Raw genomic sequence first — 23,297 nt, 5'->3', positions numbered from 1 at the left:
GCGGCTCGCCCCTAGGCGTCAAATTTGATCGTAAAATTTGACGGCTAAATTTGACCCACCCAGACCCGTACCGCGAAAATGCTAAATTTACTCGAGGCAAATTTGAGCTCACCTCAACTTATTTTTGATAATTATATCCAAGATTTAAATATAAAACCTTGATTTAAATCTTGGTTTTTTATTGACTTGGTTCATTAAATTTAAGCTCTCAAATTTATTTTTTTCTTGGGTGGCGGAAGGGGTTTCTACTTACGGTCTGCTTGCAGCTACGAGCGAAGCGAAGTAGAGCGTCCCCTTCCGCCCCCAAACCCCCACCAACCCCACTGCACGTGAGAGGTGGCGACATAGCTTTGCTGACGCAAAGCGTCGCAAATTTAAATTTACGTTTTTGCGGTACGGGCCTCGGCGGCCCAAATTTGTAAATTTGACTTCAAATTTGAACATAAAACGATAAGGCGAAGTATCGTGAGATGGATTTAAGGGTTGCGAAGAAATTTTCGATCGAAGATAGAACATATAGTTCATCGAGAGAGAAAATTTCTAGCTCCGTTAAAGACGCTCACGATACGAGCCGCCGCTCAAATTTTAAAAGCTAGAGTGAAAGCTAACAAACACAGCCCTCCCCGGCGCACGCACCACCGGATCTGGATCTAGCGCTCCTACGTGATCGCCGCTGATAAACTCGGCGTAATCTTTATCAAAGATATTCGTCACGCCAAGCCTCACGCCCCAGCTGTTTTTAAACTCAAATCCGCCGTAAACGTCCATCGTCGTAAAGCTCCTAGCCGCTTCGCGCTTGTCGATACCAAAGCCAGTGGATTTATCGAAGTCGCCTCTATTTTGCTTTGCTACGTAGCGCACCGCCGTGCCGATGTTGTAGCTGCCAAAGCTCGCGTAGTCTTTGTAATCAAAGGCTAAATTTGCCTCAAACGGGCGAATCTGATAGAGCGGTCTGCCGTCGGTTTTGTTTTGTCCGTAGTTGTAAAATAACGATGTTTTTAGCCCGAAATTTCGCGCAAAATTATACTCGCCGCGCAAATTTACGCTGTAAATTCTAGCATCGACGTTGCGCGTGATGACGGCGTTTTTATTTATTGGTGCGGCCGCGGCCGAGTGACGGCGATCGTAGATAACTAGATCCTGCGCGTCGTCTGCAATAAAGTACCCGCCCACGCTAAAGCTATCCTCGCCCTGACGCGAGCTTAAGTAATCTTTATAAAATTCACTCTTGTAAGTAAAACCCAAATTTACGCGGTTGTGGCGCTCGGGCTTTAGCAGCGGGTTGCTCACCCAGCCGTTATTCATCGGACCGTAAAGCGTGTTAAATCGCTCCATGTTGCCGGGTATGCGCTGCAGGCTCTCAAGCGCCGCGTAGTAGCTATCTAGCTCGTTTGGCGTAAAATCGTATTTTAGACTGGCGCTTAGGCCGTCTTGCTTGACGCTACCGTCAAAATCATATCCATAAACGCTACGGATAAGCCCTTTTACCGTCCTAAGCGGTGCAGCGGGCGCAAAATAAGGCTCGTTTAATCCCTTTAAATTTGACTTCATCCAGTCGTAGTTTAGCGCAAGGCTAAGCTTGTGAGCGTCGCTAAATTTATAACTCAGCGTATCAAAAATCCTCGTTCGCTTATTTGTCACGTCGGCAAACCTATAGCCGTTAAAAACCCAGCCGCTAGGCTGTTTTACGTACCTTTTGCCTTCGTGATTATCATGCTGATAGCTGATGCCAGCTAGATTGTGAAAGTCGCCCAAGTCCGCGTCGTATTTTAGCTCGGCGTCCACGATTTTTCTATCCAGTTCGACCTTGACCGTTGGCGACGTGCTTCTTAGGCGGTAGTTATCGGCGTTTCTGCTCACATCGCGCAGCATCAACTCGAAATTTAGCGTATTTGATAGATCCTCCGCGCCGATACGAGCGTTAAATTTACCAACGTATCGCTCGGTCTTGACGGCATCCATGAGGTGGTGAGGCTGCTTGTCGTCGTCGATGTTATCGTGCACGAGCGTAAATCTAAACTCGCTTAGCTCGCTAGGCACGAAACCCACGACCGCGCTTTGCCCCTGCCTGGCGTAGCCGTAGTTCCACGTCCTGCCGCCGCCGTCTTTGTAGCGGTTAGCTTTAGAAAAGTTCGCGTTTAAAATCGTGTAGAAATTTGCGCCGCGGTATTTAAAAAGTCCCGAACCGTAAAACGTCCTGCCGTAAAAGCCGCCCGCGACGTGAAATTTATCCATCGAACTATCGAGCAAATCCGTCACGAAAAAATAATCATCCCTGGGCGTGCGGTCAAATTGATTTTCAGCAAACGCGCTTTGAGCGATGTTTGGTGTATACGGTGGCGGAGGCGTAAAATCCTTTATCGGCTTTATGGCGTCAGGATTTGCACCATTTGCGAGCAGCGTCGTCACAGCCGCAAACAAACTGATAACTAATCTCATTTAGCATCCTTTATGATAATTTTGATTTTTTGTATCATAATTATATAGAAAAATATTTGAGTATTTCTTGATTTTCGTTAAGATAAGATTTATAAATTTCGCACGGTTTTGTTTGTAGACGGCGGCAAATTTGACGCTAGCGAAGTTATATTTGATAAATGTAAATTTTAGACAAAGAGGCTCGTATCAAATTTAATCTTAGTTCCGGTGCTTTAAATTTAATCATGAAAAGAGACAGCCTGAATCAATGCGTCAAATTTAAAAACTCGAATTAATATTTTCAGGGTGCAGGTCTCGGTGGGTAAAATTTGAAGCCGAAATTTACAAATTTGACTCCAAATTTGAATGCAAAAAAATCAAGGCAAAGTATCGTGAGATGATTTTGAGAGTTGTGTAGAAATTTTAAGTCAAGGCTAGACAAGTAGTCTGCCGCAGACTTAAAATTTCAAATCTCTCTCAAAAGCGCTCGCGAGACAAGCCGCTAAGGATAAAAGAAACTAAGTATCTGCGTCGCCGCCTTTTCTTCTATGTATGGGATTATGTAACTTGGCGAATAAAGATTCTGGCCGCTTTCGATCTCAAGATTGGTTCTTTGTTCGCTGCCGTTTGCGCGGATCATCACGCTGATAAAGGCTCTGTAAAGATAATAATCCGTCCTGTCGTAAAAATCGTCGTCAAACGGGTCGCCAAAAAGCATGCCAAAGCCCATGCTACGCCTGTATCCATAGCCGCCCCAGCCGTAGCCCATGCTCATATACGCGCGCGGGCGTTCGCGTCGCTCAAAGCGCTGCAAGCTCGCAAAATCGCCCATTATCACGATATCGGCGCTCTTTTGATCCATGCTTTGGGTAAAGCCGTTTTGCAGTAGCTTGTTTCGCACGGTGTTTTCTAGCGTATTTGCGTAGCCGCAGGAGTTTTTAAAGTAAACATAGACGCTGCGCGAGGCTTTTTTTACGTCGCCGTTTGTTATAAAAATAGGCATCGTGCTTCTAGCGTAAAGTTCGGGCGTGCGGGGCTCGCCGCAGCCTACGAAACAAATCGCAAATAGCAAAATAGAGAAAATTTTTAGTTTCATTTCGCGTCTCCTCGCTCAAATTTGACCGCCGCAAATTTAACGCGGACGGGTCAAATTTAGGATCAAATTTAAGCGTATTTTACTACTAAATCTTTACGTTTGAGTAAATTTATAATACCAGCTTGATCTCGTTTTCTAGAGTGGCTTTTGGAGTGAGTCCAATGAAGCGCTTTTTGAGGTTGCCCTCGCCGTCAAAGACGAAGATCGCGGGCACACCCATCACGCCGCCGACTGCTTTGCTAAAATAATCAACCGAAACTTTGTCGCTAATCACGTCGTAGTCGATATGGTGCTGCTTTACCATGTCGATATCTTTATCAAAGCCAAGGCTGGGTCCAAATATCCCGTAAACGCCGAATTTGTCTTTAAATTCGGAGTAAATTTCATTTACGATCGGAGCTTGCGCTACGCAGGCGCCGCAGGAAGTCCCGAAGAAAAAGAGCATATAGGGCTTGCCGTCCGTTTTAAGTCGCCTGCCCTCGGGAAAATAGTGCGTATCAACGCCTTTTGGCGAGTTTAGGCTGATGTGGTGCTTGTCAAAGCCGCTATTTCCGCAGCCCGCTATCATCGCCGCCGCAAAGACTAATAATATATATTTTTTTATCATAATTCTCCCAAATTTAAACCGTCGCAAAGGCGCTTTGACCCTTTGGCTCGCTTGCTAGTCTCTCGCATGCCTCCGCGCGCTCGCCGTCGCTCACGTAGTGGATGTTTTCCATCTTGCCGTGCCTTAGATAGACGATCTTATCGCCAAACTGCCCAAGATCGGGGTTGTGCGTGATGAGCAGGATCGTTTTGCCCTCGCTTCGCAGCTTTTGAAACAGCTCCAAAACTACGCGCTCGTTTGCTTCATCTAGGTTGCCCGTCGGCTCGTCGGCTATCAAGATATCAGGATCGTTGATCAGGGCGCGCGCGATGCACAGACGCTGCTGCTCGCCGCCGCTAAGCTGACTCGGACGGTGATCTAGCCTGTGTCCAAGCCCCACTCGCTCGAGCGCCTTTTTAGCGTCCTCTTCGTCCACGCTGCTGTGATAGTACTGCGCTATCATCACATTTTCGACGCAGTTTAGGTAGGGGATGAGGTGAAACTGCTGAAATATCAGCCCGATCTTTTCGCGGCGAAATTTGAGCGTCTCCTCGTCGCTAAGCCTACTAGCGTCGTCCCCGCCTAGCATGTACGTGCCTGCGGTTGGCTCGTCCATCAGCGAGAGTATATTTACCAGCGTACTTTTGCCGCTACCGCTTGGACCCATTATGCTAACCCACTCGCCGGCGTTTACGTCAAAGGTAATGCTCTCTAGCGCTCTTACTTCGCCGAATCTTTTCTCTATCCCGTTTAATCTTATCGCGTACTGCATATTATTCTCCTCTTAAAATATCGGCCATCTTGTTTTCTAGCGCCCGTTTGATCGGATAGATCGAGGCCACGCCTGCAAAAACGAGCGAGATAACCATCGCTATCGGTATACTCATAAATCTAAAATCTATGCTCGAATCAAAAATCGCGTAGCCTAAAATTTGCGCTAAGCCGTAGCCTAAAATAGCGCCCGCCAAAGCCGCCGCAAATGCCGTGACGAAGGTCTCGACGCCAAATAAATTTAACACGTTTTTCTTGCTAGCTCCAAGCGCTCTAAGCAGCGCGATCTCCTTTGAGCGCGAGAATAAAATCGCGCTTAGCGTCGTGTTTACGCACATAGAAGTGATGAGCAAGATAACAAAGCTAACAAGCGCCATCAAAAGCTTAATCTTATCCAAAATTAGGCCCTCTGATTTTGAAATTTTAGCCACGGGTTTGACGGAAATTTGCTCGTCGCTAAGGCTTTTACCAAGCTCGCTTATGTAGTCAAATTTGCCCGTTACTACGGCCTCGGCGTAGTTTAACGTATTTGGCTCGTTTGCTATCTTTTGAGCTAGAGGTAGCGAGATGATGAGCAGCGAGTCCTCCTTGTCGCCGTCTTGCACGATACCGCGGATTTTTACCTTTTCGCCCGAATTCGCGCCGATTTGTCTTACTTCGATCGTGTCGCCAACCTTAAAGCCGCTTTGTTTGGCTAGATCGGTGCCGATTAGCGCGTTTCTCTCGTCAAAATCAAGCGTTATGCCCTGCCCCTCTTTAACCTCCAAAAACGGCTTAACCCGCGTTAGATCGCTAAATTTGACACCCATGGCTATCGCGGTCGTCGGACCGATATTTACCTGAGTGAAAAGATATCCACTCTGTCCGATTAGCTTGTCGCCTGGGATTTTGGCGATCTTTTCGTTAAATTTAGCCTCGTTTACCGCGTCGCTAACCGGGTCTGCGGGAGCGAAAACCACGTTTGCGCCGTAGCTTTTTAGCTCCTTCGTTACTTTTGAGTCGATATCCAGATATACGTTTACAAACGCCGCCGTCACGCACGCGCCAAGCAGGATAGAGACGATGATGACGCCCACTCTAGCCGCGCCAAAGCGCAGGCTTTTAAAGATAACGTTATAAAAAAAGCCCTTATTTGCGATCATATAGCACCTCCGCAGGCAAGAGTTTGACGACGCTTCTCATCGGCACGAGCGAGCCCGCGATCGAGATAAGAAGCGCAAAAGCGATACTAAGCGGAAGCACGATCCACGCGATGCCGATACCGTAGCCAAAGATACTGTAAGCGATTATGTAGCTTAGCGCGTAGCCCAAAAACGCACCCAAAATGCCCGCAAAAAACGCCACGACTAGGCTTTCGCTCGCAAAAAGTGCGTAAATTTCAAAGTTGCTCGCGCCTATGGCTTTTAGCAGGCCGATCTCTTTTTTACGTCTATAAATTTCGCTTGTCATCAGCGACGTAATGCCGATAGAGGAGACCGCAAGCGCGATGATGCTAACGATACCCATCAGGCTTTGGATTTTTTTCACGATGTTACTCTCGGCGTCACTTACCTGCATCATCGCCTTGGCCGCTACGCCCGCGTAGTTCTCCTCGATCTGATAGGCTATGGAGCTAACGTAGGCCGAGCAGTACCACATATCGTATTCGGCGCTGTCTAGATTATCTAAATTTCGCCTGGCCTTAACGGATAGATCATTTTCTGGGATCGTCATCGCTGAAACCTCGGCTTTTGAGTATTGGCCGGGCTTATTTAGAAGCTCTTGGGCGAGCTTTAGCGAGGTTACGATTTTATAGCTTTCTTCGCCGGCTCCTTTTAGCACGCCCGCGATTTTTACGCTACGACTGTTTAAATTTAGCTCGCCGCCGACGCTCAAATTTCGCTTCGCGGCTAAATTTTCGCCTACGAGCACGTTTTGCGTATCGTCGTCTTCTATCCATTTGCCATCGACCGCCCAAAAGCCAAACAGCGTTTTCACGCCCGTTTTAAACTCGGACTCGTCGGCTACGTTTGCAAATTTATCAAACCAAGTGCCCGTGATTTGGTATTTTTCGCCGCTAGCGTCTTTTACCTCGCCGTTTAAAAACGGCGCAAACGCCACGATGTTGTTTCGCCAAAAAATTTCCTTTACCTTATGCAAATCCTCTTCGTTTAGATAGTTTTGCGATTTTAGCGGGGTAAAATTTTTACCCTCGATCTCGATAGCTAACGCTTCGCCCTTTGGCAGGACGACGATGTTTGAGCCGTAGCCGCGTAGCTCGCTAGCGATCTGATCGCCGATTTTTAGCGTGATATTTAGCATACAAGCGATCAAAACCGTCGCCAAAAGTATGGTGATAAAGGCCATTCCTTTTTGCACCTTCGAGCCGGTGATCGAGCTTTTTATGAGCCTTAGTTGCATATTTTTCATTTTAAAGTCCCGTTTATATCGACGTATTTTTCAGGGTTGGCTTCAAATTCCGCCTGAGTTTTTTCGTTTTCAAAGAAATACGTCCTGTTGTAGTATAAATAAGATTTTGAGCCGATGTTGCTTACTTTTTTGCGGCTTACCGGATCTAGTACCATTTTTTCGACGACTTTTGAGAAGTAGTTCGCGCCGCTTTGGATGGTATCAAGCGTAACGGTTATAAATTTGCCGTCAAATTCAAACGGCATAGGTATCGGGTTGCATCCGCCCTCTTTGCCGACCGACGGCAAGAAAATGCGTACGTTGCACGAGATGCATATAAGATCGCCGCCTTTTTTGACGTAGCCCATGTCGCCGCATATCGCGCACGCGTCAAAGACGATGATCGGCGAAGCGCGGTCGGAAAAGCGGTTTAAAAGAAAAAATCTTATCTCCCTGCCTTCGTCGTTTATGTATGCGTAGCGGTGTAGTTCGTTGTCGGCTAGCTCTTGGACGTCGAATTTAAACTCGTTGTTTACGGGTTCTACGACGATAGGATCTGAGATCTCGGGCGGTTTTGACGCATGCAGGTCGTAATAAAGCCCAAAAATCAGAGCCGTAACGACGATAGCTATACTGCTTTTTGAGTTTGCCGCCATGAAATTTCTAGCCGCGTTGTTAAATCTAAATTTGTTTGAACCCACGACCGATTTTAAGAGCGGAGCCGGACGTTTTTTGAAATTTATAACCGCCAAAACTAAAACTAAAAAGATGAAAAAATACTGCGAAAACGTCGTATAGTAAATGCCCTTGGCCACGAGCGAGAGCGCCCACGGATATGTAGGTATCATGCCCGCTCGCATAAACTCAAGCCCCGTATTTGAAAGAGCCTGCACTATCAAAACCGCAAGCGAAAGAAGCGAAAACGTCCATAAGACGTGTTTGCATAGGCATTCTTTTAAATTTGAAACGACGAAAAACAAAATCAGCAAAAGCAAAAACGCAAATATCATCAAAAATAGGCTGATGATAGACTGCGTATCGAGTAGCTCGCCGGCAAATACCGGAAAATTTGCGCCAGCGTGAGCGTACGTGAGGCCGTAGCCTGCACCCAAGGCGAAAAACGTTATCATCTTTGCAGGGTTAAATTTGATAAAAATCCAAAGCGCGCTAACTAGCAAAAATACCAAAGTAGCCGCGTCAAATACCATTTTCACGCCGGCGTCGTGAAGTGTGAGTCTAGCGATCTTAAAAACGACTATGCCCGCTGCGATACCCAAAACCGAGGGTAAAAACAGCGCTTTTAGGCTCTTTTTGTCGTTGTTTAACGCTGCAAAAAAGACAAATCCTAGTAACGATGAGATAACTTGGACGAAATATATAGACATGATTAGCCCTAAAATTTGAGAATTTAAGTGAAATTTAGAGCGGACTTAGCCGCTCTAAGCCCGAACTATTTAGCAGGCGCTCCGGTATATTGGAATTTATAAGTCGTGGTGAACGGCTCAAACCATTTACCTACGCCTGTTTCTTTGTCTGCGTGACGACCGAAGCCTTGTTTTTCAGGATTTTCTATATGAAATTTTAACTCGTAGTTGCCCACGCCAGCGTCCATTTTTAGGTTAGCGCCGTAGTGAGGGCCGTCTTGAGCGACCATAGGCATAAATGTGCCTTTTTTAACTTTGCCGTTATCTAGGTTTTTTAGCTCGTAATTAACTTTTAGATAAGGGATCCACTCGCCAGCCGCAAAGCCGTTTTTGTTTCCCTCGATAGCGTGGATGTCGGCCTCTAGGTGGATGTCGGCTTTACTTGGAGCTAGGTCGATGCCTTTTGGCTCCATGTCGATCGGCTCTAGATAAACCGCAGCTATCTCCATACCGTTGATTTCTACCGGATCGCCGATAGGAAACTCGCCTGCTACGGCAACTGAAGCAGCAAGGCTGAATGCCAAAGCTGTTTTAACAAATTTGTTCATGTTCTCTCCTTTAATTGGTTTGTAAATTTATTTTTAAGCTTCGCGGCAACCCGCGAAAGCTAGAAACGTCAAATTTAAGCCTCTTTGGCTTGCTTATTTTTCATTATGATTACGCCGATGATCAGCGCCGCTATCATGATAGCCTGCGGCACCAAGCTCTCGTAATACGGATAAATGCCTAGCCACTCGATAGTCGGGAAGCCTTCGATCTTAGTCGGAACGAAAATTTTACCCTCGACGAACTCCATAAGCCCCTTGCCCACAAACACGATCGACATATAAAAAATGATCGCCGAAGTAGCCAAGAAAAACGGCTTGATAGGAATTTTAATAGCAAAAATTTTAAACACGTAGTAAGTAACGAGCAAGACGACTAGCCCCACTACAAATCCCAGCGCTATCATCGAGTAGCCCGCACTATCTTTAGCGTCGAAAATCAGCGCCTGATAGAAAAGCACGGTCTCCGCGCCCTCTCTAAATACGGCTAAAAATACCGTCCACCAAAGCGCTTTGGCAGAGCCCGCCGATATCGACTCGCTGACGTGGCTTTGGATATACTTGCTCCATTTTTTCGCACCCGCGTTTGAGAGCAGCCAAAAACCGACGTAAAAGAGCAGTCCCACGGCGATAAGCATCACCGCGCCCTCCATCACCTCTCTTTTTTGACCAGCAGCGTCGGCAAATATCAAATTCATAATCCACGCCATAACAAAGCTTAAAACGACCGCTACGCCAAGCGAGCTGTAAACGATACTCATGCGCTTTTCGTTGCCGGTTTTTAGTAGATACGCCACGACGGCCGCTACGATGATGAGCGCCTCAAATCCCTCGCGAAGTATGATCGTAAGCGCGTAAAGAAATAGCGCCCAAGGCGAGCTACTACCGCTTGTTTTTTCTAGCGCGGCGTCTAAATTTGCGCCTAGGTTATCGGCCGCTTGCTGGAGTCTCTCGACGCTCACGCCCGCTTTCATCAGCGCGACCACTTCGCCGAAATTTCCTTCTATCTTAGTTTTTAGACCGACGTCTATCGCGCCTACTTTATTTTCCATGCCGCTACCTTCGAACTCGTCGAAGTAAATATCCTGCGCATCGCTCATAGCTTTAGCTACGTCTTTTGCGGCGTAAAGTTTGATCGCGTCGGCGATTTTTGCCTTTATGTTTGCAACCACCGGCGCAAAATCAGTAGCCGCTTCATCCTCGGCATTATCAGGTAAAACTACGTTGGTAGCTAGCGAGCCCGAGTCCATAGGTAGCTTGGCGACGTTTTCGTATATCAGCGCGTCAAGCTCTTCCAAATTTGACTTTAGTACGTCGGCGGCTACGTCGTTGTTTATCGCTATTATCGCCGAACCCATGCGTTTTTGGATGTCGCCGTCAATACCCTGACCGCCGTTTATAAATCTACGGATAGCCTCTTCTAGCTTTGTGTTGCGATATAGCTCAAATTTGGCTTTGTTGTTTATCTGCTGTTTTGCTGCGTCTTTGTCGCCCTTTTCGTAAGCCGCGCCCGCAGCGCTAAGGGCTGTTTTTATGTCGCTATAAACCACCTGCCAGTGCGGCTCTATAGCGGCGGTGCTTGCAGGCTGAGCCGTAGCTTGGCTAGCTTCGGGTGCTTTAGCTGTCTGCGCGGCGTCTGCGTTTTTAGGATCGGAGTACTCGCCGACTAGCTTGTGACCGGTATTTATAACCGGCAAAACCTCATCCATTTCTTTATTTAAATCGTCCATTATAGCTTGTATCTCTTCTACCGGTTTTTTGGCGATGATAGCTTTGCGGATTTTGCCGAATTTAGACTCCATCGAGTAGGCTTTTTTCTGCCCCAAATTTACCCTGATCGCCGCTTCGATATTTTCGAAATGTCCAAAGTATGCATTTTGCGTGGCGGTTTTGGCTTCATCTATCTTGCCCTCTTTATACTGCTGCATGATGCTTACGAATGAATCTTTTATGCTCTGTATCTCAGGCGTGTAGTCCGTATCCGCTGCATTTAGAACAAACGGGATAAATAAAGCGAATATAAATCTCAAAATTTTAGTCATAAAAACTCCAAAAAAATATTTTTCTCGCGCGCATTCTATCATTAAAAAACTTTAGCGAAAATAAAAACGGCTATCAAGTATAAGCCTTATCAAGAAGCTATATTTTTTGATTATCAGATTGATCCGACTTTGAAATTTGAGTAAATTTAAGAGGTAAAATTTGAGATAAATTTCGGGAGCGAGTCGCCCCCGAATTTGAGTTAGATAGTAGTGCCCGCTTGTCTTAGCATAACGCGTTTGCGATATACGTTTGACACGTCTGCGGCGTCACCGACTAGTAGCGCGTTTGTAGCGCAAACGGCGGCGCACATAGGGACTTTGCCCTCTGAGATGCGGTTTTGACCGTACATATGAAGCTCCTCGTGAGAGTTCGTCTCCTCAGGGCCTCCGGCGCACATGGTGCACTTATCCATAGCGCCTTTTATGCCGAATGCCCCGTCTCTAGGGAACTGCGGCGCGCCGAACGGACATGCGTATAGGCAGTATCCGCAGCCGATGCATTTGTTTTTATCGTGAAGCACGATACCGTCGGCTCTGATGTAAAAACAATCCACCGGACACACCTGCTCGCAAGGAGCGTCGGTGCAGTGTTGGCAGGCTATCGTAGTCGATACTTCCTTGCCCTCTATACCGTCGTTTAGCGTGATCACCTTGCGGCGGTAGAGCCCCACCGGGAGCTCGTGAGCCGAAGAGCAAGCGACCTGGCATCCAAAGCAGCTGATACATCTGTTTGTATCTACGAAAAATTTCATTCTTGCCATCTCTTACTCCTTAGACTCTATTTTCGCCGTATTCGTGGAAGAAGGTGTTAAAGCCCTCTCCGTCCGCTTTTTCTATCCTGCAAAGCCCGGCGTTAAATTCCGAAATTTGAGTAACCGGGTCAAAGCCGTAGTTTGTTACGGTATTAAAGCTTTCGCCGATCGTATAAGGCTTAGTGCCCTCAGGATAGCGATCCTCTAAGCTCACGCCTTGCATAACGCCCGCGAAGTTATACGGCATACAAATTCTATCCGGCGTAACCATCTGAGTATGGTAGCAACGAACCTTGATCTTAGTACCTTGCGGAGAGTGGATCCACATCATATCGCGATCTTGGATACCGTATTTTAGAGCAAGCTCAGGGTGAACGTTAGCAAACATCTCAGGCGTGATCGCCGCTAGATACTTACTCGTTCTCTCTATCATACCAGCGCCGCTTAGGTTTACTAGGCGCAATGTACTAAATACGATAGGGAATTCCTTACTCCAGTCTTTTGCTTGCTGCTCGGATTTATATTTCGTCTCGACGCGGAAGTTTCTAGCCTGATCGTCGAAAGTCGGGTATTTTTGTACCAAATCCCAGCGCGGAGAGTGGATAGGCTCGCGGTGTTTAGGGATCGGATCTAGGAATTCCCAAACGATCATTCTAGCCCTTGCGTTACCAAACGGCACTACGCCTTTTTCGCGGCATTTTTCTAAGATAAGTCCGCTGTGATCCGTACTCCAAGTAGCTCCCATCAGTCTTTTTTCTTCTTCGGTTAAGGTTATGCCTAGGACTTTTTCGATATTTTCTTTGGTAATTTGCGGATAGCCGCCTTTTACGTCCGATCCTACCAAGGTCGTATCCTCGCTAGCTAGCTGACTAACGCCATTATGCTCTAAGCCGAAACGATTTCTAAATCCGCAACCGCCCTCTGCATAAGACTTGCTCATATCATAAAGTATCGGCGTACCAGGGTGTTTTTCGTCCCATGCCGGCCAAGGCTTACCGTAGTATTCGCCTTTTACGTCGCCGCCGATACCCATTAGCGTATCAGGGTCGAAATTTTGCCAGTTAGCCTGATGTCTTCTAAACATCTCGGCCGTTCTACCGGTGTAGCCGATAGATTTACCCATGCGAGCTATCTCGTTTGTAGCGTCGTCAGGCCATACGAAGTCGTCTTTAACTTGTTTTGGCTCGTTATTTACGGTCGCCATCTTCATACCTTTTACGTACTCGTCGTAAAAGCCGAATTTTTTAGCAAATAAGAACATAACCTCGTGGTCGGCTTTACTCTCGTAAAGCGGTTCAACGACTTTTGTTCTCCACTGACCAGAGCGGTTAGTCGAGCTTATATGACCTTCGTTTTCAAACGCAGTAGCCACCGGAAGTACGTAAATTCCGTCTTTTCTATCTGAAAGGATAGCAACCTCGTTTACGAACGGCTCCGCAACTACTAGCATATCTAGCTTATCTACGGCTTGCTGAATTTTTGTAAGGTGAGCCATAGAGGTGATACCGGTTCCTTGAACCCAAAGAACGCGAAGTTTGCCGCTAGTAAAAGTCTTTTCCTCTTTTAGAACGCCTTGCCACCATTTTGATAGCGACCAGCCTTTTTCGTTTCTCCAGTTTCTATCTTCCGGATTTTGCGGATCGTGATAAAAATACTCTTCAAATACGGTATTTTTTACCGGAGCGCCGCCTTGTTTCGGCTCTTTTGTCGAAACCGCAAATCGTTTGATAAACTCGTCGTAATCAACGCCCCAGCCTTTGCAGTAGTATTTCCACGAGGCGTCTCCTAGTCCGTAATACATAGGAAGAGTGTCTGAAAGGTTACCCATATCGGTAGAGCCCTGAACGTTATCGTGACCGCGGATGATGTTACAGCCGCCGCCCGGTTTACCCATATTGCCTAGGATTAGTTGAAGGATAGGTAAAATTCTGGTATTTGACGTTCCTACCGAGTGTTGAGTGATACCTAGAGCCCAGATAACCGTTCCCGGTTTCGTATGCGCCATTATGTTAGCAGCCTCTATGAGTCTATCTACCGGTACGCCCGTAACGTCCGAAGTTAGCTCAGGAGTCCAGTGTTCGGCCTCTTTTCTAACCTCTTCGATACCGTAGGTTCTGTTTTCTAAAAATTCTTTATCTTCCCAGCCGTTTTTAAGGATAATGTGAATAAGTCCGTAAATAAGAGCTACGTCCGTTCCTGAACGCTGACGCAAGTAAAGATCCGCGTGCGCAGCCGTTTTAGTAAAATTCGGATCCGCTACGATTAATTTTGCGTTGTTTCTATCTTTGGCTTGCAACATATGCTTCATGCCGCCGACGGGATTTGCTACAGCCGAATTCGCACCGATACAAAAGATCGCTTTTGAATTTGCCGTCATATCTCCGAAGTGATTCGTCATCGCGCCATAACCCCAAGTATTCGCCACACCGGCGACTGTTGCGCTATGTCAAATGCGTGCTACGTGATCGTTGCTGTTTGTACCCCAAAACGCCGCAAATTTGCGGAAATAATAACTTTGCTCGTTGTTAAATTTGGCCGAACCCAAGAAAACTACGCTATCAGGACCGTCTTCTTTACGGATTTGTAGCATCTTATCGCCGATTTCGTTTACGGCTTGTTCCCAGCTGATGCGTTCCCATTTTCCGTTTACTTTTTTCATCGGAAATTTGATGCGTTGTTTTGATTTCGTAAGGTCGATCTGATCGATTCCCTTAGAGCAGTGCGAACCCTGAGAGATAGGGTGATACATAGCCATATCTTGGCGTACCCATACTCCGTCTTTTACCTCGGCTTCGATACCGCAGCCCGCCGAACAAATAGAACAAATCGTTCTAACCTTTTTTGAACCTTCGTAAGGATTTTTTATCTCCTCGTTGGTTGCCTTTCTAAACGTCTCGTTTTCGCCAAATGCCATCGTGCTACCGGCACCAAGAGCGGCAAGCTTCAAAAACGAGCGTCTTCCTATGCGTGAATCACTCATGGTTTTCTCCCTTAGTAAGCGATCTTATAGTAGTATTCCCACTCTTTGCTTTTTTTGTAAAGCACCTCTTTTTTGCTCGACTTGCCGACAACTACGCCGTTGTCGTCAGGAGCAAGCTCGTCGCTAGTCGGTTTTGCGATAGCTGCAGCGGCCAATACGGTTCCGCCTACCGCGCCGACCTTCAGAGATTTTTTGAGAAAATCTCGTCTTGATCCTTGCATGTTTTCTCCTTATTAATCCCAAATTTGAAATTTTTGAGACGTTTTTAGAAAGATATTGTTCAAATTTTGCATATTTCCTAGGCGTAGTGCGCCTTACAGGCGCGTATTTTAGGGCACTTGCATATTTTAAAATATCACTATGCAAATTTAGCATATTTTGAGAATAAACGAAGTAAAAATATTAGATTAATTATGAAACTTAATAAATAGTTAAGGAAACCTAAAATTTAGCTTAAATTTCAATACTACATATCAAGTTATAAAAGTATATTTTATGAAAATTTAGGGCTTTTGAGCTAAATTTATCAAATTTAGCTCAAATTTGCGCTAGAGATTATTTTTGTAGATCGCTTAAATTTACTATAAAAGGCACGGAGCGAACGCCGGCGGCGGAGTATTTTTGTCTTAAATTATCCATCGCTTTTACGTCCGCGTCGCTAACGGCGCCATCTGCTACCTTATAGTCGTCCGCGAAATATTTTCGTAAAATTTTGATCTTGTCGCTATCGGTTTTCGCGCTTGCTGCGTCTTTATATATCAAAAAGCTCTTTTGCAAAGACGAAACGTCGTGAACAGGAGTTAAGATTAGCTTTACGTTACTTTCTTTTAGCGTCGCTTCGATCTTTTCAAGCTCTAGGCGGCAGTATGGGCACTCAGGATCCGAAAACATCACGATAGTCGGCTTTTTAGAGTCGTTTCCTAGAGTGATGATGTTTTCTTTTTGCTCGCTTTTATATACTTTTGAGATGTTTTTCGCCGCTATTTCCTTTTTTATCTCTTGCATGTAGGCTTTTTGCGCCTTTAAGTCGATGATGTCGGGGAAAAGCAGGTCGCCTTTAGTAAAGATAACCTCGTCTTGGCTGACTTGGCCGTTACTCAAATTTACCACGACCGCTTCGATGCCGTCGGCTATCGGTTTACGCTCGGTTACGTTTACTTTCACGCCCTCGCCGACCATCTGCGAGTAAAAACCGACTACTTGCTCGTTTGACGCCGCAAACATCGCAGAGGCCGCCATTAGCGACAAAACTATTTTTTTCATTTCATTCCTTTTTAAAAATTTGCGCGGATTATATTTGCTTTTTTTAAACAGATAAAAAATCACGCTTTTAAAACTCGGTCCATGCCGTTTTTTACGATATTTGGATCCAGATCGAGCTGCTCGAGGTAGGCGATTATGTATTTTCGGCTCAAATTTAACGCCTCTTTCGCGTTCGTTACGTTTACGAACCCTTGCGCGGCGATGATAGCTTTTAGCTTCGCAAGCGCTTCGTTTAGGGCTTTTGACGTTACGAAAAGATTATGCGCGAGCCTCACCACGCGTCCGATTCCGGTTAGCTTTTTTAGCGCGTTATCGCCGCTAACTCGGTCTATCTCAAGCTCGTCGTAGATGTTATAAGGCGCCAGGGGGGCTAAATTTCCGCTTTGCAAAATCTCGTAAATTTTCTCCTCGAGCCTGATTTTTAGCTTGCTCATATCGACGCCAGTTTTGGTGTAGACGCCCTCGTTTTTGGTTATCGCGCCCGTGCTTTCTAGCTCGTCAAGCGCCTTTTGAGCGATGCTTTCGCTAGCCCATGAGAGCTTTAGGCTGATGCTCGTAGCCGAAAATACCGCAAATTCGTTCTTTTCTATCATAAATTTGACCGCGCTTTTTATCCGATCGACCGCGCTTAGATCGTAGATATTTAGCGCTTTTTCATCGACGAATACGTTTGGCGTTTGTTTTGCTATTGCTACGGCCTCCTCGTGATTTAGCCCGAAGCGCTGATAGGCCGAGATGATGCCAAAGCCGTTTTTATGCGTATCTTTTAGCATCGCAAAGGCGCTTACGAAATCTTTTTTGAGTAGCGCGTTTAAAAACGAAATTTTGCTTGATTTTTTCATCGGTTCGCTCACGGCGTTTAGCACCCTGCCGCCGCCTATGACGCGGCCGTTTGCGATGAGCACGAACGGCTCGTCAAATTTTAAAAACATATCCCTTTCAAATTTAAACGTCGCAAATATCCCGCCATCTTTTTCGCTAAGAACGAGCGCTTTTGCAGGCGCGGCCTTTGCGCCGACGCAAAACGTTACATTCTGCCCGTGCGTTAGCTCGCGAGCAAAAACGATCGCGTCTATCTCGCGAAATCCCCTAAAAAAGCCCTTTTTACTAAGCAATTGGCCCTTTTTTAGATCATTTAGTTCAATACCCGTCAAATTTAGCGCCACGCGGCTGCTAACTCCCGCGCGGTCGACGAATTTATCGTGGCTCTGCACGCTTCGCACCTGAACTTCTTTGCCCGCGTCATAGTTAAACAGCTTCTCGTTTTTGCTCACGGTGCCCTCTATCACGGTGCCCGTGACTACGTTTCCGATACCTTTTAGACTAAAAACGCGGTCGATGTAGTATCTAAAAACGCCCTCTTGCTCGCGGTTAGCCGCCTTTAGCGTGAAAAGATAATTTCGCAGTTCGTCGATACTCGCGCTATCTTTAATGCTAACCGGGAAAATCTCTAAAATTTGCAGATTTTTGTAGTTTTGCGCGGCGGCGTAAATTTCGTTTTTTCGCTGTTCTATTAACTCCGCGCTTGCTAGGTCGCATTTAGTTAGCGCGACGACGAGCGAGCGAACGCCAAGGATATTTAAAACCTCCAAATGCTCCAAAGACTGCGGCATCAGCCCGTCGTTTGCCGCCACGACGAATAGGCACGCGTCAAATCCATACGCGCCGCTGATCATCGTTTTGATCAAATTTTCATGCCCCGGCACGTCGATAAATGCGATATTTTCGCCGTTTTTGCTCAAATTTGAAAAACTAAGATCGATCGTGATCCCGCGCTTTTGCTCCTCCTCTAGCTTGTCGCCCTCAAAGCCGTTTAGTTCCTCTATCAGTGCCGTTTTGCCGTGGTCGATGTGTCCGGCTGTTCCTATTATTAAGCTCATTTTTCATCCGTTTCGTTGATTTTTTCTATCAAATTTTGCACGTCCGCGTCTAGCACGCTGCGAAGATCGAGTAAAAATTTACCCTCCTCGATGCGCCCGATCACGAGATTTTTCCTAAATTTAGCCTCGCTTTCGTTCGCGTTTCCTTTGACGGCCAGCGCGACGCTAGGTATGCGTTTGTTGGGCATCGTGCCGCCGCCCACATAGGTCGTAGTGCGCACGACTTCAAGCGGATTTTTTAGCCGCGAGTTTATGAAATTTGCCGTGTTTTCCAGCTCCTCTACGCTTTTATACAGTTGCTTTATCGTCGTGATAAGCTCAAATTCGCGGTTTGCGTAGGCTTTCGCGCTTTCAGCCAATAGCGAGATGATCACCTTATCTACGCGCAGCATTCTTAGCAGCTGATTTTTCTTTAGTTTTGCGATGAGCTCGCGTTTACCCAGGATTATGCCGCACTGCACGGAGCCAAAGAGCTTATCGCCGCTAAAGCTAACGAGCGAGGCCTCTTTTAGATTTTTTAGATTCGGCTCGTTGCGCTCCAGACCGTAAGGCAGCTCGCCGTAAAATCCGCCGCCAAGATCAAAATAATCGATGAGATTTCGCTCTCTTGCCAGTGCGCTAAGATCTGGCATCGCTACTTCCTCGCTAAAGCCCACGATGTCGAAATTTGAGCGATGCACCTTTAAAATCAGCTTGGAGTTTTCGTTTATCGCTTCCTCGTAGTCGCGCAGATTGGTTTTATTCGTCGTGCCCACTTCGCGCAGGATCGCGCCCGAGTTTGCCATGACTTCCGGCACGCGAAAGCTCCCGCCGATCTCGACTAGCTCGCCTCTGCTAATGATGACTTCGCCGCCTTTTGAAAAGGTGTTTAGCACCAAAAATACGGCGCTTGCGTTGTTATTTACGACGATGGCGTCCTCAAAGCCAAAAAGCTCCGCCAGCAGCCCGCCCACGTAGTCGTAGCGGTTTGAGCGGCCGCCCTTTTCGACGCTGTATTCTAAATTTGAATACCCCGTAATCACGGGCTGGGCTCGGCGTAAAATTTCTGGATCGATCGCGCTACGGCCGAGGTTGGTATGAATGATGACGCCGGTTGCGTTTATCAGGCTACGCAGGCTCAAATTTAACGCCTTTTCGTATCTTGCAAGCGTGTTTTGGACGATGGCGTCAAGCTCGGGGCAGTTCCCGCCGCCTAAAATTTGAGCGCGGAGGCTCTCTAGCTCGCACCTAGCGACTTTGGTTAACAAGCTAATATCAAGCCCGGAAAATCGCTCGTTTTTTATAAATTTATCTATCTGCGGAAGTTTTCGTAGTTCGTTCAAATTTGCTCCTAGTAAATTTGTGTTACCGAGCGCGATTTTAGCATAAATTTGGATAAATCTAATCTTATTAAAAAAAATAAATATAAAAATTCAGAGCCTATTAATGCCTTTAGTATTAAAATGCGCTCAATTTTGATAACGCGTAGCGCGGGGGAGAAAATCATGAAAGAATTCGGTTTTTACAACGATTTTGACGAGAATTTGATGCTAAACGAGCAGATCGAGATAAACGGCGAAGGCGACTATCTCGTATCAAATTCGCCCAAACTAAAATCAAGCGTCGTAGCGCCTGAGATAAATTTTTATCTAAAAAACACCGCGGACTCGGTGCTGGATAAGGCTAAAAACACGCTTTTGCTTTATGAGGCAAGAGCTAGCGCCTTTGACCTAGCGCGCGACATCGACTACGAAAAACCCGTCGGCAAAAACGTCGTTATCGTTAGCAACGGCGGCCGCGAAAATTTGGCGAATTTGCTTAAAGTTAAAGGCTTTAAAGCCATCGAGTTGACGCATTTTGAGATAAAATTTATCTACGGAGCAGCAGGCGAGCTAAGCGTGCTAGTACTGCGCCCGGACGGCGAGTTTGAGGTGGACTGCGACTTTTTCCTCGTAGAAAACGCGCGCGAATACATGCTAAAGCAAAGCGGCTGCTACGAGATCGCGGGTAAAAGCGACGACGAGATCGCCGCGCAGCTAGAGGCGCAAAGCCCGAAATTTAAATTTAAAAGCCACGTCCACTACGACTCCACGATCTGCCAGTACCACGAGCGCAGACACGAGATCTGCGGCAGATGCGTCGAGGCCTGCCCTACGGTAGCGATCCTAAAAGAGGACGAAACCAAGCACCTAGTTTTCTCTCACATCGACTGCGTAAACTGCGGCGGTTGCGTGAGCGTCTGCCCTAGCGGCGCGCTTGACTACTCCGATATGCCAAGAAATTCGTTTGCCCAGATAGCCAAACTATACCGCGGCAAGATCGCGCTAGTCGTGCCTGCAAAGGCGAATTTAGAAAACCTAAGCGTAAATTTACCCGCAAACGTGCTGCCTTTTGCCGTGAACGGCGAGAGATTTTTGAGCGAGACGCATCTGCTCACGCTACTTCAAGAAAGCGGCGCGCAGGTCGTGATCTACGAGCAAAATATCGGCAAAGGCACCAAAGACGCGGTGGATATTTTAAATCAAATTTACGAGCTTAAATTTAACGAAAAAGCCGTCCTAGTCGCAGGGAACGAAGACAAGCTAAAAAGCGCCCTATCTCAGGCTAAATTTATCGAGGGCTCGCAGCACTCCATCGCAGAGTACGCCCTGCCTAAGCGCGAGATTTTCGCCAAACGCCTAGAATGGCTAGTCGGAGATCAAAATTTAGGCTCCGTTAGCACCACCGAGCTCATCAGATACGGCCGCGTCGAGATAAATCAAGACACCTGCACGCTATGCCTAAGCTGCGTGGGAGCGTGCAACGTCGCCGCTCTAGTCGCCGATAAAAAGACAAATTCCATCGTCTTTAACCCGAGCGTCTGCACCGCGTGCGGATACTGCGAGCTTAGCTGCGCGGAAAAAGACACGATATTTTTACGCCCGGGCAAGATCGATCTGGAGCCTAGCTTCTTTACCTTTAGCGAGCTAGCTAGAGACGAGCTTTTCGCCTGTATCGAGTGCGGCAAAGAGTTTGCGACCAAAAAGGCCGTCGAGAAGATCGCCTCGATCATGGCGCCTAAATTTAACGGCGACAAAGCCAAGCTAAAGACGCTTTATTGCTGCTCGGACTGCAAAGCCAAAGTAATGATAAAAGCGCAAATGGATCAAATGAGAGAAGAGGTTTTAAATGGATAATAACTTAACCAAGGCGCGCGCGTATTTTTACGAGTTTTTGGCCTATCCGCTGTTTTTTCACAAGCACGGCGGTAAATTTGACCGCTGGCGCGAGCAGCTAGCCTACCTAGCGACCAGTCCAGTTACGCCTCAGAGCGAGGCTGCGTTTGCAAATTTAGCCAAATTCGACTTTGAGAAATTCGCCAGAGAGCAAAACGACGTGCTTTTTGACTTTTCTTACTCAAACATCCCGCTAAACGCTTCATTTTACGAGGACGGGCGCGACGACGGCGCGGCTAGGCTGCGCGTGATCGAGTGTCTGAAGCTAAGCCCGTACCGCAGAGACAAAGAGGCCTGCAAAGACAGCGAGGACTACGTCGGATTTATATTTTTAGCCACGGCCACCTTTTTGCGCGACGAAGTAGCGGGCGCGGCAAATATCAGCAGCAAGCTATTTACGGACGTTACGAACAAATTTATCGACGAATTTATCAAATTTTTATCCGCTCACAAAAATGCTGACTTTTTCGCCTCTTACGCGATTATCTTGCGCGATTTTATCGATCTTGAGCGCGCGGTGCTAGGCGTGGAGGCTCCTGCGGCGCCGATCGGCGACAGCGCGGCGGTAGCCTCGATGAAAAAAGAGCCGTTTCAAAGCAAGATGCCTACGGCCAAAACCAAACTCCGCTGGGAGGAGTTCTCGCCCGTTATCTCGCAAGAGTTCGACGACTGAGGATTGCGCGCTTAAATTTGCTTGCTAGGCTCGCGCCGGCAGGCAAATTTGCGCTTTAAATTTAGTTAGATAAACCCGTCCGTTTTCGGTATGAATTTATTTTAGCCCTATTTTAACCCGCCCGAATTTACTTCCGCTTTTTCAAATCCCCGCCCCCAAATTCACTCAAATTTAACCGCCCTTTGGCTAAGATTTCGTAAATTTAGTCATAAGCAAAAGGATCGAATTTGCAAAGCTTTTTTAAATTTCTATTCACCCTCGCCGCCTTTGCCGCCGTCCTCTTTTATCTTTCGTTTTTGGGAGTTAAATTTGGATCAAGCTCTATGCCGACGGGTTTTACTATTACTCCGGATACCAAGATAGACCCAAACTCCGAGCTAGCTAAGTACGTAACGCAAGAGGAGATAGAGGCGTTTGGATTTGGAGTTAGAGATATCGTTTGCGACGAGGAGAAAAACACTACGCTCGTGCCTTTAAGGGCCGCTCTTGATAGAAAAGATACGGACTTCGTAGTTAAATTTATAAAAGATAACAACCTAAGCGTAGACGTGAGTATGAGAGATAAAAGAACCCCCTTGATGTACAGCTCTTTTAGAAACGACGTAGATACTTCAAATGCTTTGATAAATTTAGGAGCCGATATAAGGGCTAAAGATAGATTCGGCCTATCTCCTATGGCTTATGCAATTATGTTAAACTCCGTTGATACGGCTAAGATATTACTAGATAAAGGGGTTAAATTTGAAGAGGTGGAGTATGTATCGCCGCATATTTATACAAACAGATTATGATTCTTCCAGGTTTGAATCCATAATCATAAACGGCGAGAATAACATAACAATACGCTACAAATACGATCAGGGGCGTCCAGAGACGGACTTAAATGATCCTCAATGCGTAGAGTCTAGCACTAGATATAAATCGGATCCGTTTTTCTACGTAGTAAATAGAAATCTACCCCAAATGGCAGAGATAATGCTAAGCACGGGGTATAAACCTAAAAAATTTGAAATGGGCATCGGACTGCAAGGCATAAAAGAAGAAGAGAAAAACAGGCCGTTAGAACAAAGCGGCTGGGCATATCTAGGCAACTACGAAAACTACGAGCCCATGCTTGACGTCTTTATAAAATACGATCTCCCTAATGCTCCGACTAAGGAGCAGCTAAAGGAGGCGTATGAGGTGTGCTATGATAAATTAAAATCTTTTACGAAAGAAAAAGAAAAATACATCTATAAAATGAATCAAGGCAGAGACGAAGAGGCTGAAGAAAAGATAAAAAGAA

At 46.6% G+C, this 23,297-nt stretch carries 19 protein-coding genes and 1 pseudogene; 5 read left to right on the top strand and 15 right to left on the bottom strand.

The genetic code is table 11. From position 1 onward, the window contains the following. The first annotated feature begins 470 nt into the window (after positions 1 to 470). The gene (locus RWM02_RS02705; protein WP_269472423.1) at positions 471 to 596 is read left to right on the top strand and encodes a hypothetical protein; all 126 of its coding nucleotides are present in this window, start codon (positions 471 to 473) and stop codon (positions 594 to 596) included. Here RWM02_RS02705 and RWM02_RS02700 read toward each other — a convergent pair. The 15 genes from RWM02_RS02700 to selA all read right to left on the bottom strand — a co-directional run bounded on the left by RWM02_RS02700 (position 586) and on the right by selA (position 19,467). After that, entirely contained in the window at positions 586 to 2,439 is a 1,854-nt protein-coding gene (locus RWM02_RS02700) for a TonB-dependent receptor domain-containing protein (RefSeq protein WP_314068943.1), read from the bottom strand. The genes RWM02_RS02705 and RWM02_RS02700 overlap by 11 nt on opposite strands. A gap of 481 nt (positions 2,440 to 2,920) precedes the next feature. Beyond that, the gene (locus RWM02_RS02695; protein WP_314068940.1) at positions 2,921 to 3,514 is read right to left on the bottom strand and encodes a hypothetical protein; all 594 of its coding nucleotides are present in this window, start codon (positions 3,512 to 3,514) and stop codon (positions 2,921 to 2,923) included. Between the two features lie 109 nt (positions 3,515 to 3,623). After that, positions 3,624 to 4,121 carry a TlpA family protein disulfide reductase gene (locus tag RWM02_RS02690; protein WP_122873229.1) on the bottom strand — a complete coding sequence of 166 codons (498 nt, stop codon included), beginning with the start codon at positions 4,119 to 4,121 and terminating at the stop codon, positions 3,624 to 3,626. A 13-nt stretch (positions 4,122 to 4,134) separates the two neighbouring features. Next, positions 4,135 to 4,872, bottom strand: a complete 738-nt coding sequence (locus RWM02_RS02685; RefSeq protein WP_297940070.1) for an ABC transporter ATP-binding protein — start codon at positions 4,870 to 4,872, stop codon at positions 4,135 to 4,137. A 1-nt stretch (position 4,873) separates the two neighbouring features. Beyond that, positions 4,874 to 6,013 (bottom strand): ABC transporter permease, encoded by a 1,140-nt coding sequence (locus RWM02_RS02680; RefSeq protein WP_314068936.1) that lies wholly within the window; start codon positions 6,011 to 6,013, stop codon positions 4,874 to 4,876. Then, positions 6,000 to 7,280, bottom strand: coding sequence for an ABC transporter permease (locus RWM02_RS02675; RefSeq protein ID WP_314068934.1), 1,281 nt, complete (start codon positions 7,278 to 7,280; stop codon positions 6,000 to 6,002). Before RWM02_RS02675 ends, RWM02_RS02680 begins: the two co-directional genes overlap by 14 nt. Next, entirely contained in the window at positions 7,277 to 8,644 is a 1,368-nt protein-coding gene (locus RWM02_RS02670; protein WP_314068932.1) for a Fe-S-containing protein, read from the bottom strand. Before RWM02_RS02670 ends, RWM02_RS02675 begins: the two co-directional genes overlap by 4 nt. Before the next feature lie 65 nt (positions 8,645 to 8,709). Beyond that, on the bottom strand, positions 8,710 to 9,231 hold the full coding sequence (locus RWM02_RS02665; protein ID WP_185897431.1) for an iron transporter: 522 nt from the start codon (positions 9,229 to 9,231) through the stop codon (positions 8,710 to 8,712). 74 nt (positions 9,232 to 9,305) lie between these two features. Beyond that, entirely contained in the window at positions 9,306 to 11,270 is a 1,965-nt protein-coding gene (locus RWM02_RS02660) for an FTR1 family iron permease (RefSeq protein ID WP_314068930.1), read from the bottom strand. Between the two features lie 200 nt (positions 11,271 to 11,470). Beyond that, positions 11,471 to 12,031, bottom strand: coding sequence for a formate dehydrogenase FDH3 subunit beta (fdh3B, locus tag RWM02_RS02655; RefSeq protein ID WP_002948963.1), 561 nt, complete (start codon positions 12,029 to 12,031; stop codon positions 11,471 to 11,473). Positions 12,032 to 12,041: 10 nt separating this feature from the next. Continuing rightward, entirely contained in the window at positions 12,042 to 15,002 is a 2,961-nt protein-coding gene (locus RWM02_RS02650) for a formate dehydrogenase subunit alpha (protein ID WP_314068928.1), read from the bottom strand. An 11-nt stretch (positions 15,003 to 15,013) separates the two neighbouring features. Beyond that, entirely contained in the window at positions 15,014 to 15,223 is a 210-nt protein-coding gene (locus RWM02_RS02645; RefSeq protein ID WP_002948952.1) for a twin-arginine translocation signal domain-containing protein, read from the bottom strand. A gap of 334 nt (positions 15,224 to 15,557) precedes the next feature. After that, positions 15,558 to 16,265, bottom strand: coding sequence for a thioredoxin domain-containing protein (locus RWM02_RS02640; protein WP_122863134.1), 708 nt, complete (start codon positions 16,263 to 16,265; stop codon positions 15,558 to 15,560). A 59-nt stretch (positions 16,266 to 16,324) separates the two neighbouring features. Then, positions 16,325 to 18,145 carry a selenocysteine-specific translation elongation factor gene (gene selB, locus RWM02_RS02635; RefSeq protein WP_314068925.1) on the bottom strand — a complete coding sequence of 607 codons (1,821 nt, stop codon included), beginning with the start codon at positions 18,143 to 18,145 and terminating at the stop codon, positions 16,325 to 16,327. Next, entirely contained in the window at positions 18,142 to 19,467 is a 1,326-nt protein-coding gene (gene selA, locus RWM02_RS02630) for an L-seryl-tRNA(Sec) selenium transferase (protein WP_314068923.1), read from the bottom strand. The genes selB and selA overlap by 4 nt, the downstream gene beginning before the upstream one ends. A gap of 162 nt (positions 19,468 to 19,629) precedes the next feature. On the opposite strand from selA, the gene RWM02_RS02625 reads away from it, so the two are divergent. From RWM02_RS02625 to RWM02_RS02610, 4 genes and pseudogenes are all read left to right on the top strand, one after another. Then, positions 19,630 to 21,300, top strand: a complete 1,671-nt coding sequence (locus RWM02_RS02625; protein ID WP_314068921.1) for a 4Fe-4S binding protein — start codon at positions 19,630 to 19,632, stop codon at positions 21,298 to 21,300. Next, entirely contained in the window at positions 21,293 to 22,012 is a 720-nt protein-coding gene (locus tag RWM02_RS02620) for a formate dehydrogenase-specific chaperone (protein WP_314068919.1), read from the top strand. The genes RWM02_RS02625 and RWM02_RS02620 overlap by 8 nt, the downstream gene beginning before the upstream one ends. 227 nt (positions 22,013 to 22,239) lie before the next feature. Then, positions 22,240 to 22,803 carry an ankyrin repeat domain-containing protein gene (locus RWM02_RS02615; protein ID WP_314068918.1) on the top strand — a complete coding sequence of 188 codons (564 nt, stop codon included), beginning with the start codon at positions 22,240 to 22,242 and terminating at the stop codon, positions 22,801 to 22,803. Next, a pseudogene (locus RWM02_RS02610) lies at positions 22,754 to 23,297 on the top strand (hypothetical protein); the annotation flags it as partial. The gene RWM02_RS02615 and the pseudogene RWM02_RS02610, both read left to right, overlap by 50 nt.

Origin of the sequence: Campylobacter showae, from assembly GCF_963515975.1 — a bacterium.
GTDB classification, from domain to species: Bacteria; Campylobacterota; Campylobacteria; order Campylobacterales; family Campylobacteraceae; genus Campylobacter_A; species Campylobacter_A showae_F.
The sequence above is the reverse complement of the archived record's forward strand: the minus strand, read 5'-3'. Positions and strand labels throughout refer to the sequence as shown.